Raw genomic sequence first — 12,946 nt, forward strand, 5'->3', positions numbered from 1 at the left:
TTGGCCATGCAATGGTAAAATAGCGCTTTGCTGTTCAAGGGTAGCCAGGCATGTCGCAACGCACACACGTATCGCTGATGGGAACGCGTATCCTGCTGGGCATCAGCGGTGGTATCGCGGCCTACAAGAGTGCGCAGCTGGCACGACTGCTCAAAAAAGCCGGGGCCGAGGTGCGCGTCGTCATGACCGAAGGCGCCCAGGCCTTCATCACGCCGCTGACCTTGCAGGCGCTGACCGGCGAGGCGGTACGCACCTCGCTGCTCGACCCCGAGGCGGAAGCCGGCATGGGGCATATCGAGCTTGCCCGCTGGGCGGAGCTGATCCTGATCGCCCCGGCCACCGCGGATTTGATGGCGCGCCTGGCCCAGGGTCAGGCGGACGATCTTTTGACGACCCTATGCCTGGCAAACGATGCCCGGTGGGTCATGGCCCCCGCCATGAACCAGGCTATGTGGCGTCATCCGGCCACTCTGGAGAACGCTCGTCGTCTGCAAGATTACGGCTGGCATCTACTGGGCCCGGACGCCGGCGATCAGGCCTGCGGCGATGTGGGTCCGGGGCGAATGCTGGAACCCGAGGCGATCGTGAATGCGCTGCTTTCTATGGAACCGCTTTCTAAGGCGCCCGGAGCCGCGCCGTTTTCTATGAAGTCCGAAGACGCTCCGACTTCTAAATCTCCATCGCCCCAAGCGTCTTTCGTTGCGGGTTCTCGTACGGGTGATGCCAGTGGATTGACCATCACCATCACCGCCGGGCCGACCCGGGAACCGTTGGATCCGGTACGCTATCTCTCCAATCACAGTTCCGGCAAAATGGGCTTTGCCCTGGCGCAAGCAGCTGTCGACCGGGGTGCCCGCGTGCGATTGATCAGCGGCCCGGTGGTACTCGAAACACCGTCGGGGGTCGAGCGCATCGACGTCGAGTCAGCCCAGGAGATGCTCACAGCGGCGCAAAAGGCCGCTGTCGATAGCGACATCTTCATTGGCTGCGCCGCAGTGGCGGATTATCGCGCCGAGCAGGTCGCCGAACACAAGATCAAGAAGAGCACCGACGAAGACGCCTTGACCCTGCGACTTATCAAGAATCCGGATATTATCGCCACGATTGCGCAAAGCGCTGTCAATTCTCGGCCTTTCGTCGTCGGATTCGCTGCGGAAACCCAGGATCTCGAGCGCTATGCCCTGGACAAGTTGACCCGCAAGCAGCTGGATATGATCGTGGCCAACGATGTCAGCCAGGCAGGACTGGGGTTCGGCGCCGACGAAAACGCTGCTCTGCTACTATGGCACGGGAGCGAGATCGAGCCGGGGCGTCTTGATCTGGCGCCACAGCCCAAGACGACCCTTGCCGCCAGGATCATCGACACGGCTATAAAGCGCCTGAACGCCACCGACGAACAACCCTCTTGCACCTCTTCACAGGTCACTTAATGAGCGAAAAAGCACCATCGACCACCGCTAGCCCTCGACTCGCCGTCAGGGTTCTCGACGAACGAGTACACGACTACCCGCTACCCCATTACGCGACCCAGGGCAGCGCCGGCATGGATCTGCGCGCGCTGCTCGATGCACCTCTCGAACTCGCCCCGGGGGAGTGCGAACTGGTACGCACGGGGTTGGCTATTCATATCGCCGACCCGAGGCTTGCCGGCATGATTCTGCCGCGTTCGGGGCTTGGCCATAAGCACGGCATCGTGCTGGGTAATCTGGTGGGACTGATCGACTCCGATTATCAGGGCGAGCTGATGATCTCGGTGTGGAATCGCGGCCAGACGCCGTTCGTGCTCGAACCCGGTGAACGCCTGGCTCAGTACGTGCTCGTTCCCATCGTCCAGGCCGAACTCGAGGTGGTGGAGGATTTCGCGGCAAGCAAACGGGGCGCGGGTGGGTTCGGCCACTCCGGGCGTCACTAGCTTGCACATCCTTATTCGCTTTCGATCTACAGGTTTCGACCCGCTTTCTTCAATCAACTCTCTAACTTACTCAAGGAAGACGCCATGACCCAGATAACACCTTCCATCTTTCGTGCCTACGATATTCGCGGCATCGTCGATGACACCCTGACCGAAGAGAGCGTCGAATTGATCGGCCGCGCCATCGGCAGTGAAGCCGCCGCCCGGGGCGAATCCACGGTGGTAGTGGCGCGGGACGGACGTCTTTCCGGCCCCAAGCTGAAGGACGCTCTGGCGCGCGGCCTGACTGCTGCCGGTCAGAACGTGATCGATATCGGCATGGTGCCGACGCCGGTGCTCTATTTCGCCACGTATGTACTCGACGGCACCGCCTCCGGCGTCATGGTCACCGGCAGCCACAACCCGCCGGACTACAACGGCTTCAAGATCGTGCTCGACGGTGTGACCCTATCCGGCGATGCCATCACCGCGCTGTATGAGCGCATCCAGAACGACGATCTGGAAAGCGGCCAGGGCACGATTCGAGAAGAAGACATGCGGGACGCCTATCTCGATCGCATCCTTGGTGACGTCACTCTCGAGCGCAAACTCAAGGCGGTGGTGGACTGCGGCAACGGTGTGGCCGGCGAACTAGGCCCCAAGCTGATCGAACGCCTCGGTGTCGAGACGATCAAACTTTTCGATGACATCGACGGCACCTTCCCCAATCACCATCCGGACCCGGGCAAGCTGGAGAATCTTCAGGACGTCATTGCCAGCGTCAAGGAAACCGGCGCCGATATCGGCCTGGCCTTCGACGGTGACGGCGATCGCCTGGGCGTGGTCACGCCCAAAGGCGAGGTGATCTATCCTGACCGGCTGATGATGGCCTTTTCCGAAGACATGTTGAGCCGCAACCCGGGCGCCAAGGTGATCTTCGACGTCAAGTGCACCGGCAATCTGGCCCAGGTGATCGAAAACGCCGGCGGTACGCCGGAGATGTGGCGCACCGGCCATTCGCTGATCAAGGCCCGCATGAAGGAGACCGGCGCTCAGTTAGCCGGGGAGATGAGCGGTCATATCTTCTTTCAGGAGCGCTGGTACGGCTTCGATGACGGCCTCTACGGCGCTGCGCGTCTATTGGAAATTCTCTCCAAGCAGAATGACGACGCGGATACCTTCTTCGATCGCTACCCCCAGGATCTGGGCACCCCGGAAATCAATGTCGAAGTGACCGACGACAACAAGTTCGACATCGTCGAGCGTCTGGCTAAGGAGGGCGACTTCGGTGACGACGGCGTCAAAACGACGCTGGACGGCATTCGCGTGGACTATTCTGATGGCTGGGGGTTGTGCCGCGCCTCCAACACCACCCCCATGCTGGTGCTGCGTTTCGAGGGCAAGAACCAGGAAGCGTTGGAGCGTATTCAAAACAGTTTCCGTCATGCCCTCAAGCAGGTTGCCCCGGACGCCGATATTCCTTTCTGACAGCCGCTTGTTCCTGAAAGGCCGGCTTTGATGCCGGCCTCTTTCATTATGGTTACCATTTCAGCTGTTTCACCTGCAAAAAAGGCTGCGACCCCATGACTCAACAGTCCCGTGATCCGCGTCAGGTTGTCGAGATCCTGTCCGAGGCTCTGCCCTACATTCAGCGCTTTTCCGGCAAGACCGTCGTGGTCAAGTATGGCGGTAACGCCATGACCGAGCAGACTCTCGTCGACTCCTTTGCCCGGGACATGGTGTTGATGAAGGAGGTCGGCATCAATCCCGTGGTGGTCCATGGCGGCGGCCCGCAGATCGGCGACCTGCTGAGCAAGCTCAAGATCGAGTCGCGCTTCGTCAACGGTATGCGGGTAACGGATGCGGAAACCATGGATGTAGTTGAAATGGTTCTGGGCGGCCTGGTCAACAAGGGTATCGTCAACCTGATCAATCAGTGCGGGGGCAAGGCCATCGGCCTGACCGGCAAGGACAGCGGTCTGATCCGCGCCCGGCAACTGAAGGTGCACCATCAAAGTCCGGAAATGACCGCTCCGGAAATCATCGACATCGGCCACGTCGGCGAAGTGGAGCATGTCTCCACGGAACTGATCGAGATGCTTACCGCACGACATTTCATACCCGTGATCGCACCGATCGGAGTGGATGGACAGGGGCGCAGCTACAACATCAATGCGGATCTGGTGGCGGGCAAGGTGGCGGAGGCGCTGAACGCTGAAAAGCTGATGCTGTTGACCAATGTTGCCGGACTCATGGATCGCGATGGCACAGTGCTGACCGGTTTGACCACGGAGCAAGTGGACGCTCTGATTGCGGATGGCACCATCCATGGCGGCATGCTGCCCAAGATCCGCTGCGCGCTGGATGCCGTCAAAGGCGGCGTGGTCAGCTCTCACATCATCGATGGTCGCGTGCCTCATGCAACGTTGCTGGAAATCTTTACCAACGCAGGGGTGGGAACGCTGATCACGGACGATGCCAACCCGTCAATTTCATAGCCATCCAAACCAAAATACTATTAGAAAAAATCATGACGCAGTCAACCAACTCCAAGCAGAGCCGGCGAGACCAGATCCTTCAGGCACTGGCACTAATGCTGGAAGAAGACAGCGGCAAACGTATCACTACTGCTTCACTGGCCCGCCAGGTCGGCGTTTCCGAAGCCGCCTTGTATCGGCATTTTCCCAGCAAGGCGCGCATGTTCGAAGGCCTGATCGAGTTCATCGAGGAAAGCCTGTTCGAACGCATTCGACTCATACTCCACGAGACCCCGGATGCCTTGTCACGCTGCCAGCACATTCTCAAGTTGCTGCTAGGCTTTGCCGAGAAGAACCCAGGGCTGTGTCGACTGCTCACTGGCGACGCCCTGATCGGCGAGACCGCACGACTGCGAGCGCGTATGAACCAGCTGTTCGAGCGTCTGGAAACCCAGTTGAAGCAGATTTTGCGCGAAGCCGAGCTTCGCGAGGGCTTGCGCCCGACACTGCTTGTTTCCTCCGCCGCCAATCTTCTGCTGGCCTTCGCCGAAGGACGAATCGGGCAGTATGTGCGCAGCGATTTCAAGCGGCTGCCTACCTCGAACTGGGACGAGCAATGGCAATTGATATCCAGAGAGCTGCTGATATCGACTACCGCCTCATCACCTTCGCCCTGATAAACTGAACGGCTTTTCCTTCAAAGCATGAAAAATGCCCCTGCCGGGTTGGCCAGGGGCATTCTAGATACGTCTGAACAGTCTATCAGGCTACCAAAGCGTCGCCCAGCTGCTGCCGAATCTTCTTCATGGCGTTCTTTTCGAGCTGGCGAATACGTTCGGCAGAAACACCATAGGTGTCGGCAAGCTCATGAAGCGTGGCTTTGTTGTCCGTCAACCAACGGCTGCGCAAAATATCCTGGGAGCGCTCATCCAGGCTCGCCAGCGCTGTTTGCAAACGACGGGTGGAATCCTCTTCCCAATCGTTGTCTTCAAGCTGTACCGCCGGATCGAAGCGCTCGTCATCGAGATAGTGCGCCGGTGCTTGATAGCCTTGATCCTCTTCTTCGGAAGGGGAAGCATCGAAGCCGGCATCGAAGGCGGACAAGCGCCCTTCCATCTCACGCACCACCTCGGGCTTGACGTTGAGATCCTTGGCGATTGCATCCACTTCATCGACATTGAGCCAGGCAAGACGCTTTTTCGCGCTGCGCAGGTTGAAGAACAGCTTGCGCTGAGCCTTGGTGGTGGCAACTTTGACGATACGCCAGTTGCGCAACACGAACTCGTGTATCTCGGCCTTGATCCAGTGCACTGCAAAGGAAACCAGACGCACTCCCTGGTGCGGATCGAAGCGCTTGACCGCCTTCATGAGCCCGACATTGCCTTCTTGAATCAAATCCGCCTGAGGCAGACCATAGCCGGAATAGCTGCGGGCAATATGTACCACGAATCGCAGGTGCGACATGACCAAACGCCGAGCAGCTTCCAGATCGTTGTGATCGTACAGACGAAAGCCGAGCTCTCGTTCTTCATCCGCAGTGAGTACGGCAATACCGTTGACCGCGCGGATGTAACCATTCAGGTCCTGGCCGGGTGAAAGCTGGCCAATAGGCTGAAGACTGGTGCTCATGCAGAATGTCTCCATGTTGCCTTGAGAAAAGGAAACCAACATTGATTTGCTAGAATAATCGTTAGACTCCTAACATAGTACGCTGTCACTAAGACCGCAAATGATAAACGAAGTTCCCCGTTGAAAAGAGTGCGACCGGTACGTTTCAACCCAGCCACCTCAACGCGGTCTTATCTCTTTGAGATGACGATTCACCGCCACCCAGCCGCCTAGCCAGCCCAATAGTATACTCGAAACAAGCAGTGCTGCCGAGCCTTGCCAGTCGAGCCCCGGCACCGTGAAATGGGCACCATAGCTTTGGGCCAACGCCTGTACCGGCGCCGACAGCCATTGCCCGCCTACACCCAATAATAGCCAGGCCAGCAGGCCACCGCCAAGGCCGTACCAGGCGCCACTATAGAGAAATGGCCGGCGTACGAAAGCATGGGTTGCACCGATCAAGGTGACCACTTCGATCTCCTGACGACGATTCTCGACGGATAGACGAATGGTATTGCCAACGATCAACAATACGCCGAAGCCGAACAGCACGCCCAACGCCAGGGTCAAGCGTTGCCCCAACTCCGCCAGACGACGCAATCGTTCGAGCCAGGCCAGGTCGAGACGAACTTCATCAACCCTTGGAACCTCTGCCAGGCGTTCACTCAACTCATGTACTGCCTGGGGCGACGTATCGAGTGGCGCAACCACGATACTGGCCGGCAGCGGATTCGTGCCGAGACGCATCAAGGCATCTTCGAGACCCAGCGCCTGTTCAAACTCGACCATGCCTTCCGCCGCAGTTACCAAGCGTGCAGCCGCCACCCCGGGGTGCTCGCGTAACGAGCTGGCCATTTGCATGGCCTCGCTTTCTTCCATGGTGGTATCGAGATACACCGTCAGGCTCGCGCTTTCCTCGAGCCCTGCATCCAGCAATCGAGCACTGTCCAGGGTCAGCCACAATGCGCAGGGCAGAATCAAGGCGATGCCGATGGCCAGCATGGTCATCAAGCTACCCAGGGGCCGTCGCATCAACCGCTGCACACTATCCAGCGCCATGGCGCGGTGATGGCGACCCCAGGCCCGCAACTGACTATTCATGCCGGTGTGCTGGCTGCGGGCACCTCGCCTTGGTTTCTTCTGCCGGGTATCCGGCTGGCGTGCTGACGAAGACCCTTGCCGTGGCCGGCGCTGGTTCGGCGAAGGCGTTCTGTCGGCGCTCATGAAGTCTCCTCGACTGTAGCATCGTCACCGATCAGACGACCCTCGCTAAGCTTCAAGACCCGATGATGCAACCGGGCGATCAGGGCCAGATCGTGACTTGCAATCATGATTGTGGTGCCGATGCGATTGAAATCTTCGAACAGGCGCATGATATCGGCGGACAGCTGTGGGTCCAGATTGCCGGTGGGCTCATCCGCCAGCAGCAGCGCCGGCTTGTTGACCACCGCTCGGGCGATGCCGATACGCTGTTGCTCACCGCCGGAAAGCTCGATGGGCAGCGCCCTTTCACGATGCAGCAGACCCACCTTGTCCAGCGCGGCACGCACACGCCGAGCCGCCTCATGAGGCTCCAGCCCCTGAATCTGCAAGGGAAGCGCCACGTTGGCAAAAACGTTCCGGTCGAATAGCAGCTGGTGATCCTGGAAGACCACGCCGATCTGGCGGCGATAGAACGGAATCTGGCTGGTGTGCAGCCGGTCGATGTCGTGGCCGGCAACCAGTATCCTTCCCCGGGTGGGGCGCTCGAGCCGCATGAGAAGGCGCAGCAACGAGCTCTTTCCGGCACCGGAATGGCCGGTGAGAAAGGCCATCTCACCCCGCCGAATGCGAAAATCGATGTTGGCCAGCGCATCGAAACGCCCGCCATAACGCTTGCCGACATGCTCGAAACGTATCATCCAGCATTCTCGTCTTCGCGAGAAAACAGCGCCGCCACGAAATCCTGGGCCGCGAAGGGGCGCAGATCGTCGAGGGTTTCACCCACGCCGATGAAACGGATCGGTGTGGCTTTCTGTTTGGCCAGGGCGAAGATGATGCCCCCCTTGGCAGTGCCATCGAGCTTGGTCAGAGTAATACCGGTCACCGGGATTGCTTCATCGAAGGTGCTGACCTGGGCAAGGGCATTCTGGCCGGTACCCGCATCCAGTACCAGCATCACCTCCTGAGGCGCGGACTCGTCCAGCTTCGCCATCACCCGGCGCACCTTCTTGAGCTCCTCCATCAGGTGGCCCTTGTTATGCAGCCGCCCCGCGGTATCGGCGATCAGCACATCGACCTTGCGCGCCTTGGCGGCCGCCAGGGCATCGTAGATTACCGAGGCGCTGTCGGCGCCGGTATGCTGGGCCACCACCGGCACCTTGTTGCGCTCACCCCAGACCTTCAACTGCTCCACCGCTGCGGCGCGAAAGGTATCGCCAGCGGCCAGCATCACGCTGCGCCCTTCCGCCTGGAAACGCTTGGTCAACTTGCCGATGGTGGTGGTCTTGCCCACACCGTTGACCCCCACCATCAGGATGACGAAAGGCCCCTCGCCCTTGGGCGGTAGGGTCAGAGGCGTTGCCACCGGCGCCAGCAAATCCGTCAGTTCTTCCTGCAGCGCACGATATAGCGCCTGGGGTTCCTTGAGCTCCTTGCGCGATACCCGTGCAGAAAGGCGGTCGATGATCTCGCTGGTGGCTTCGATACCCACATCCGCCATCAGCAGTTGGGTCTCGAGATCCTCCATGAGCTCGTCATCGATCTGCTTCTTGCCCATGAACAGATCGGCGATGCCGTCGGTCAGGTTGGCTCGGGTCTTGCCCAGTCCTGACTTGATGCGAGCGAACCAGCCCTGCTTCTCTGCAGGAGGCTTTTCCTGAACCGGAGGCGACTGAACTGATGATGAGGTAACGTCGGTATCCTGTTCGGCAGCTGCCGGAATCTCAGGCGAGCCATCGATGGCGGTTTGCTCGCGCAGCTCCTGATGCGCTTCCGCCGCCGCCTGAGCCAGCACGGCTGCCTTTGCCTCATCCTCTCCAGCGTCATCGGCGCCGGGGGCAATGTCGCTTTCGGCGGGGGTTTCGTCCAATGGACGAATGACCTCATCAGGACGAGATGCCTCGTAAGCCAGATTCTCCCGAGGCGTTTCGACGGGTATCTCCTCCAGGGCGCTATGCGCCTCGCCGGGGATCAACTCATCGTCGTCAAGGGCTTCCCGAGCGGCATCGCGCTCGAGCGCATCCGGCTGATAGGCGGTAGTCTGCTGGGTGGCGGGATCATGCACCTGTACCGCTTCAGCGGCGGCACTTGCCTCGGCGCTTCGATCACCGTCCTGCTCGTCGACCCGCTCTTCAGCACCGTCTGCCAAGGTATCCTTGGCATCCTGCCGATCGGCGTCCTGCTTCTTCTTACGCTTCAAAAAACCGAACATGGGCGAATTCTGTCACTTGAAAGGTGAATAATGGCAATATCCTATCACTGTGCACTAGCGCTGTGGACTGGCGCCAAGGACTATCGCTAAGGGCTATCGTCAAAGGTCATCATTTTGACTATCACTTTTGCTGGCCCCCTCGTACAATTTGCCGATCATGAATCGCCGTCGCTCTTCTCCCCCTCGCTCCAGCCGCATGACTCCCGCCAACGCCCATGGCAAGGGAGGCGGCAAGCTACGCATCATCGGGGGCAAGTTCCGGCGTCGTTTGCTGGCGGTGCCGGATCACCCGGGCCTGCGCCCGACCCCGAATCGCATGCGGGAAACACTATTCAACTGGCTAGCCTTCGAACTTGCGGATCGCCGCGTACTTGATCTGTTCGCCGGCACCGGCGCTCTGGGCCTGGAAGCGCTTTCCAGGGGTGCGCAAGATGCTCTGTTCGTCGAGGCGGATGCCAAGGTGGCCGATACTCTCAGGACGAACCTGCAAACCCTGGACGCCCCCGGGCAAGTGATCACGCGGGATGCGCTAGCACTTTTGAACGGCTCGCCGCAGCCTTTCGACATCGTCTTTCTTGACCCGCCTTTTCGCCAAGGACTGGCCAGTGATGCCTGCGGTTTGCTTGAACGACAGGGGTGGCTGAACGACGAGGCCTGGATTTATGTGGAGACCGAAGCAACCTTGACACTAGAACCACCGGCAACCTGGAAACTGCACCGCGAAGTGGTGGCGGGAGAGAGCCATGGCCGGCTCTACCGTCGTACCGCGTCGCCACCTTGAGACGCTTGCCGAGACCACCCCCGCAGCGTAGGCTGAACGGCTGCAGGACGCCCCCAGAGTATCCTTTAGAACGAACAAAACCCCTTCAGAGAACTGCAAGACATCAGGAGAACAGGATGAGCATCGAACTTTTCAATCAGCTGGAGCAGAAGGTCACCAACGCGGTGGAGTCGCTCGAGATGCTGAAGATGGAAAGCGAAGAGTTACGCGAGGAAAACGCCCGGCTCAAGCAGGAACACCAGGAGTGGGAACGGCGCCTGAACGGCTTGCTGGAGAAGTTTCGCGAGCTGGAAAGCACGGAGAACAGCGAAACCAGCTTCTCATGACCCATTAGCGGTAGCAAGACAGCGCGACATCAGTAGCGCATCTTCGCGCTGTCCTGCCTTCATGCCGCGTTCAGCCGCATAATACCCACGGCGCCGGGCATCCACCGAGAACCCCTGCTGCTCATACAGCGAGTGGGCCGCCTGATTCGATGCCCTGACTTCGAGCAGCAAACGTTCACTGCCCCAGCGCATCGCTTCCGCAATCACTTCACCAAGCAAGGCGCGAGCGATACCACGTCGACGAGCCTTGGGATCGACGGTAATCGCCTGCAACTCCGCCTCGAAGGGCAACCGATAAAGCACCGCGTAGGCCGCCAGCCCCTCGTTCGCGAAAGCCCCCAACAGGATTGCACGCTCATCCTCGAAGGCATCCTGAAGCTGCGTGCGGGACCAGGGGTGCTGCTGCCCGGCATTTTCGATGGCGATCACCCACGGCAACCACTGCGACGTCAACGGCTCAAGACGAGGCGTCATCGCTATCCGGCTCACCCTGCGCCGCCTGATGCCAAGCCTCGTGCCACTCCCTCAAAATCGGCCATAGCCCTCGTTTGGCCTCCGCGGACTGAGCGAGCGCCTGCAATGAGGGCCCCTGCCAGCCGGTAATATTCAGCAGACGGCACTGACGCTCCTGCAGATTCAATACAGAATCCAGTGTGGCATCTTCTCCGAAGAGCAACAGGCACTCCGGCCTCCAGCCACGCCGGTGGCGGCCTTCGATAAAGGCCCGCAGACCGTCCCGGGCCTCTTCCAAGGGCGCTTCCACGGGCATGCCTTCCATCATCGGCCAATCGAAGGCTTGGAAGTCGAGCGCCGTACCCGGTGTGATATTCGCCGCCTGCAATAAATTGGCCAGTAGCTGCCTGGACTGTGCGTCTACCGACTCTCGCCCTGGCAGCATTACCAGCCAACGACCATCCAGAGCGGCAATCTGCAATGAAAAACGTAGGGAAATCTGGGCAGGCCGGTCATCCGTATCAGAAGTACGGTCAGACGCTTCGGGTTCGGTCGCGCGCGTCTGGGGGATCTTGTTGCTAGCGCTTTCATTACCACCTTCGTTGCCATGCCCCTCATAGCCGTTGTCATCCAGCAGTGCCCGGGCTCGTCTGGCCTGGCCTGAAGGCGTCGCCGTAGAGAGAGAGGAGGATGAGGCGTTACTCGAGGGCGATGCAGCGGAAGAAATCGGATGATCCTGATTTCTTTCAAGCGGCCTCTCCTCGCGAGAACCCTTCCCGAGCAACGCCTGCAAGCGCTGGGCCGGTGGTTGGCTCGGCGGCGTTTCGGGCTCGAGCCATTCACACTGCATCGTTGGCGCCGCATTGGGCAGTCGATAACGACTTATCCAGGCGGTCAAGCCCATGGCCTCGAGATATTGCGAACGCTGCGGCTCTTCGCTCACTAGCGACCACCGCCCCGACAGTTGGGGGAGTCGGGGCTGGCACCACCCCGGGCAACCCACTCCTGAGGGGTATACAAATGTAGCGCCAGTGCGTGCACTGGCCCCGCCAGCTCGTCCGCCAGAACGCCGTAGATCTGCTGATGGCGTTTGACCGGCATCAGGCCAGCGAAACGCTGCGAGGCCAGAGTCACCTTGAAATGGGTTTCGGAGTTGGGCGGCACGCTGTGCATGTGGCTTTCGTTCTCGACCTCAAGATAGTCGGGGTCGAGAGACTTGAGCTTGTCTTCAATACGTGTCTGAACACTCATGAATTGGCCTCCGTTCGTCCATTCAATGTTTTGCGTCAGGATGGCGATCATTGTAACGCCTCACTCCAGACCAGGCGATGCCAGCTCCTGCTCGCGCGCGTTTCGAAAAGTCATTTCATCCTATAAGAAAGCCCGGCAAAGCCGGGCCCGGAAGTCGTCGCTAAAAAGCAGGTTAGCCGATGCCGTTACCCCTGATCCGCATCCAGTAGCAGCACGTCGTCTATTTCTGCAATTTCCAGCGGTGTTTCATCATCAAGATCGACGGACAGGAAGCTGTACTCGACCCGGAGAAAGCGCTGAAACAATGACCAGTCATGGGTTTCCGGCCATTGCCGCTCGTCTTCTTCCCAGGCTCGCAGCTCGCTTTCGAGAATTTCCCTATGGCGTTCCCGCACAAAAGCGGAAAGCGCTTCCGGGCTATCCATCTCGGGAATCAAATAGACGGTACTTTCCCGATCGATGTCGTCGAGGGTCAGATCATCGTCGCCCACCGTGGGTTCCAGCGAGTTGATCCAGTCGACGAACGCTTGCGTGGGCTTGACGCTCAGGGCTGAGCGGTTGAGCAGTTTCATCGGACTCTCCTCGACCTAGGCAACATCGGAACGACGCTCATTATGGGCGTAAGTGTGGATGGTTACCATCGTTGAAAAGGCGCAATCTTGTCAGCTTGGGACAGTACTGCCCCAAGCTAGCGCCACCCCGCGGAAAGAAGCGAGCAAAGGCCAGGCTAGGCGTGAAGAAATTTAC

Annotated in this window: 15 protein-coding genes; 7 read left to right on the top strand and 8 right to left on the bottom strand. The window is 59.6% G+C overall.

The annotated features are described in order from the left end of the window. Window positions 1-50 precede the first annotated feature (50 nt). From coaBC to slmA, 5 genes are all read left to right on the top strand, one after another. Window positions 51-1,430, top strand: coding sequence for a bifunctional phosphopantothenoylcysteine decarboxylase/phosphopantothenate--cysteine ligase CoaBC (gene coaBC / locus H7850_RS08540; protein ID WP_227369094.1), 1,380 nt, complete (start codon window positions 51-53; stop codon window positions 1,428-1,430). Then, a complete protein-coding gene (gene dut, locus H7850_RS08545; protein WP_227369095.1) occupies window positions 1,430-1,912 on the top strand; it encodes a dUTP diphosphatase in 483 nt (160 codons plus the stop codon). Before coaBC ends, dut begins: the two co-directional genes overlap by 1 nt. Before the next feature lie 84 nt (window positions 1,913-1,996). Next, window positions 1,997-3,379, top strand: coding sequence for a phosphomannomutase/phosphoglucomutase (locus H7850_RS08550; RefSeq protein WP_227369096.1), 1,383 nt, complete (start codon window positions 1,997-1,999; stop codon window positions 3,377-3,379). Window positions 3,380-3,474: 95 nt separating this feature from the next. After that, window positions 3,475-4,389, top strand: a complete 915-nt coding sequence (gene argB, locus H7850_RS08555; RefSeq protein ID WP_227369097.1) for an acetylglutamate kinase — start codon at window positions 3,475-3,477, stop codon at window positions 4,387-4,389. A 32-nt stretch (window positions 4,390-4,421) separates the two neighbouring features. After that, window positions 4,422-5,045 (top strand): nucleoid occlusion factor SlmA, encoded by a 624-nt coding sequence (gene slmA, locus H7850_RS08560; RefSeq protein WP_227369098.1) that lies wholly within the window; start codon window positions 4,422-4,424, stop codon window positions 5,043-5,045. Window positions 5,046-5,130: 85 nt separating this feature from the next. Here slmA and rpoH read toward each other — a convergent pair whose 3' ends face one another. From rpoH to ftsY, 4 genes are all read right to left on the bottom strand, one after another. Continuing rightward, window positions 5,131-5,997: an RNA polymerase sigma factor RpoH gene (gene rpoH / locus H7850_RS08565; RefSeq protein ID WP_227369099.1), complete on the bottom strand. Its 867-nt coding sequence runs from the start codon at window positions 5,995-5,997 to the stop codon at window positions 5,131-5,133. 159 nt (window positions 5,998-6,156) lie between these two features. Further along, the gene (gene ftsX / locus H7850_RS08570; protein ID WP_227369100.1) at window positions 6,157-7,200 is read right to left on the bottom strand and encodes a permease-like cell division protein FtsX; all 1,044 of its coding nucleotides are present in this window, start codon (window positions 7,198-7,200) and stop codon (window positions 6,157-6,159) included. Continuing rightward, a complete protein-coding gene (gene ftsE / locus H7850_RS08575) occupies window positions 7,197-7,877 on the bottom strand; it encodes a cell division ATP-binding protein FtsE (RefSeq protein ID WP_227369101.1) in 681 nt (226 codons plus the stop codon). The genes ftsX and ftsE overlap by 4 nt, the downstream gene beginning before the upstream one ends. Beyond that, window positions 7,874-9,388 (bottom strand): signal recognition particle-docking protein FtsY, encoded by a 1,515-nt coding sequence (ftsY, locus tag H7850_RS08580; RefSeq protein WP_227369102.1) that lies wholly within the window; start codon window positions 9,386-9,388, stop codon window positions 7,874-7,876. The genes ftsE and ftsY overlap by 4 nt, the downstream gene beginning before the upstream one ends. 157 nt (window positions 9,389-9,545) lie before the next feature. Between ftsY and rsmD the strand changes: the two genes are divergently transcribed. Continuing rightward, entirely contained in the window at window positions 9,546-10,169 is a 624-nt protein-coding gene (rsmD, locus tag H7850_RS08585; RefSeq protein WP_227369103.1) for a 16S rRNA (guanine(966)-N(2))-methyltransferase RsmD, read from the top strand. A 116-nt stretch (window positions 10,170-10,285) separates the two neighbouring features. Next, window positions 10,286-10,495, top strand: a complete 210-nt coding sequence (gene zapB / locus H7850_RS08590; RefSeq protein WP_227369104.1) for a cell division protein ZapB — start codon at window positions 10,286-10,288, stop codon at window positions 10,493-10,495. Here the strand turns inward: zapB and rimI are convergent. The 4 genes from rimI to H7850_RS08610 all read right to left on the bottom strand — a co-directional run bounded on the left by rimI (window position 10,490) and on the right by H7850_RS08610 (window position 12,771). After that, window positions 10,490-10,969, bottom strand: coding sequence for a ribosomal protein S18-alanine N-acetyltransferase (rimI, locus tag H7850_RS08595; protein WP_227369105.1), 480 nt, complete (start codon window positions 10,967-10,969; stop codon window positions 10,490-10,492). The genes zapB and rimI overlap by 6 nt on opposite strands. Beyond that, complete coding sequence (locus H7850_RS08600) at window positions 10,953-11,891, bottom strand: hypothetical protein (RefSeq protein WP_227369106.1); 939 nt, start codon at window positions 11,889-11,891, stop codon at window positions 10,953-10,955. The genes rimI and H7850_RS08600 overlap by 17 nt, the downstream gene beginning before the upstream one ends. Next, window positions 11,891-12,199, bottom strand: coding sequence for a BolA family protein (locus tag H7850_RS08605; protein ID WP_227369107.1), 309 nt, complete (start codon window positions 12,197-12,199; stop codon window positions 11,891-11,893). Before H7850_RS08605 ends, H7850_RS08600 begins: the two co-directional genes overlap by 1 nt. 185 nt (window positions 12,200-12,384) lie before the next feature. Further along, the gene (locus tag H7850_RS08610) at window positions 12,385-12,771 is read right to left on the bottom strand and encodes a hypothetical protein (RefSeq protein WP_227369108.1); all 387 of its coding nucleotides are present in this window, start codon (window positions 12,769-12,771) and stop codon (window positions 12,385-12,387) included. Window positions 12,772-12,946: the final 175 nt, after the last annotated feature.

The organism is Halomonas sp. M20 (genome assembly GCF_020622265.1).
In the GTDB taxonomy this organism is placed as follows: domain Bacteria; phylum Pseudomonadota; class Gammaproteobacteria; order Pseudomonadales; family Halomonadaceae; genus Modicisalibacter.

Coding starts and splice junctions, on each gene's coding strand:
- coaBC (WP_227369094.1), top strand. CDS start 51: ATGTCGCAACGCACACACGTATCGCTGATGGGAACGCGTATCCTGCTG.
- dut (WP_227369095.1), top strand. CDS start 1,430: ATGAGCGAAAAAGCACCATCGACCACCGCTAGCCCTCGACTCGCCGTC.
- H7850_RS08550 (WP_227369096.1), top strand. CDS start 1,997: ATGACCCAGATAACACCTTCCATCTTTCGTGCCTACGATATTCGCGGC.
- argB (WP_227369097.1), top strand. CDS start 3,475: ATGACTCAACAGTCCCGTGATCCGCGTCAGGTTGTCGAGATCCTGTCC.
- slmA (WP_227369098.1), top strand. CDS start 4,422: ATGACGCAGTCAACCAACTCCAAGCAGAGCCGGCGAGACCAGATCCTT.
- rpoH (WP_227369099.1), bottom strand. CDS start 5,997: ATGAGCACCAGTCTTCAGCCTATTGGCCAGCTTTCACCCGGCCAGGAC.
- ftsX (WP_227369100.1), bottom strand. CDS start 7,200: ATGAGCGCCGACAGAACGCCTTCGCCGAACCAGCGCCGGCCACGGCAA.
- ftsE (WP_227369101.1), bottom strand. CDS start 7,877: ATGATACGTTTCGAGCATGTCGGCAAGCGTTATGGCGGGCGTTTCGAT.
- ftsY (WP_227369102.1), bottom strand. CDS start 9,388: ATGTTCGGTTTTTTGAAGCGTAAGAAGAAGCAGGACGCCGATCGGCAG.
- rsmD (WP_227369103.1), top strand. CDS start 9,546: ATGAATCGCCGTCGCTCTTCTCCCCCTCGCTCCAGCCGCATGACTCCC.
- zapB (WP_227369104.1), top strand. CDS start 10,286: ATGAGCATCGAACTTTTCAATCAGCTGGAGCAGAAGGTCACCAACGCG.
- rimI (WP_227369105.1), bottom strand. CDS start 10,969: ATGACGCCTCGTCTTGAGCCGTTGACGTCGCAGTGGTTGCCGTGGGTG.
- H7850_RS08605 (WP_227369107.1), bottom strand. CDS start 12,199: ATGAGTGTTCAGACACGTATTGAAGACAAGCTCAAGTCTCTCGACCCC.
- H7850_RS08610 (WP_227369108.1), bottom strand. CDS start 12,771: ATGAAACTGCTCAACCGCTCAGCCCTGAGCGTCAAGCCCACGCAAGCG.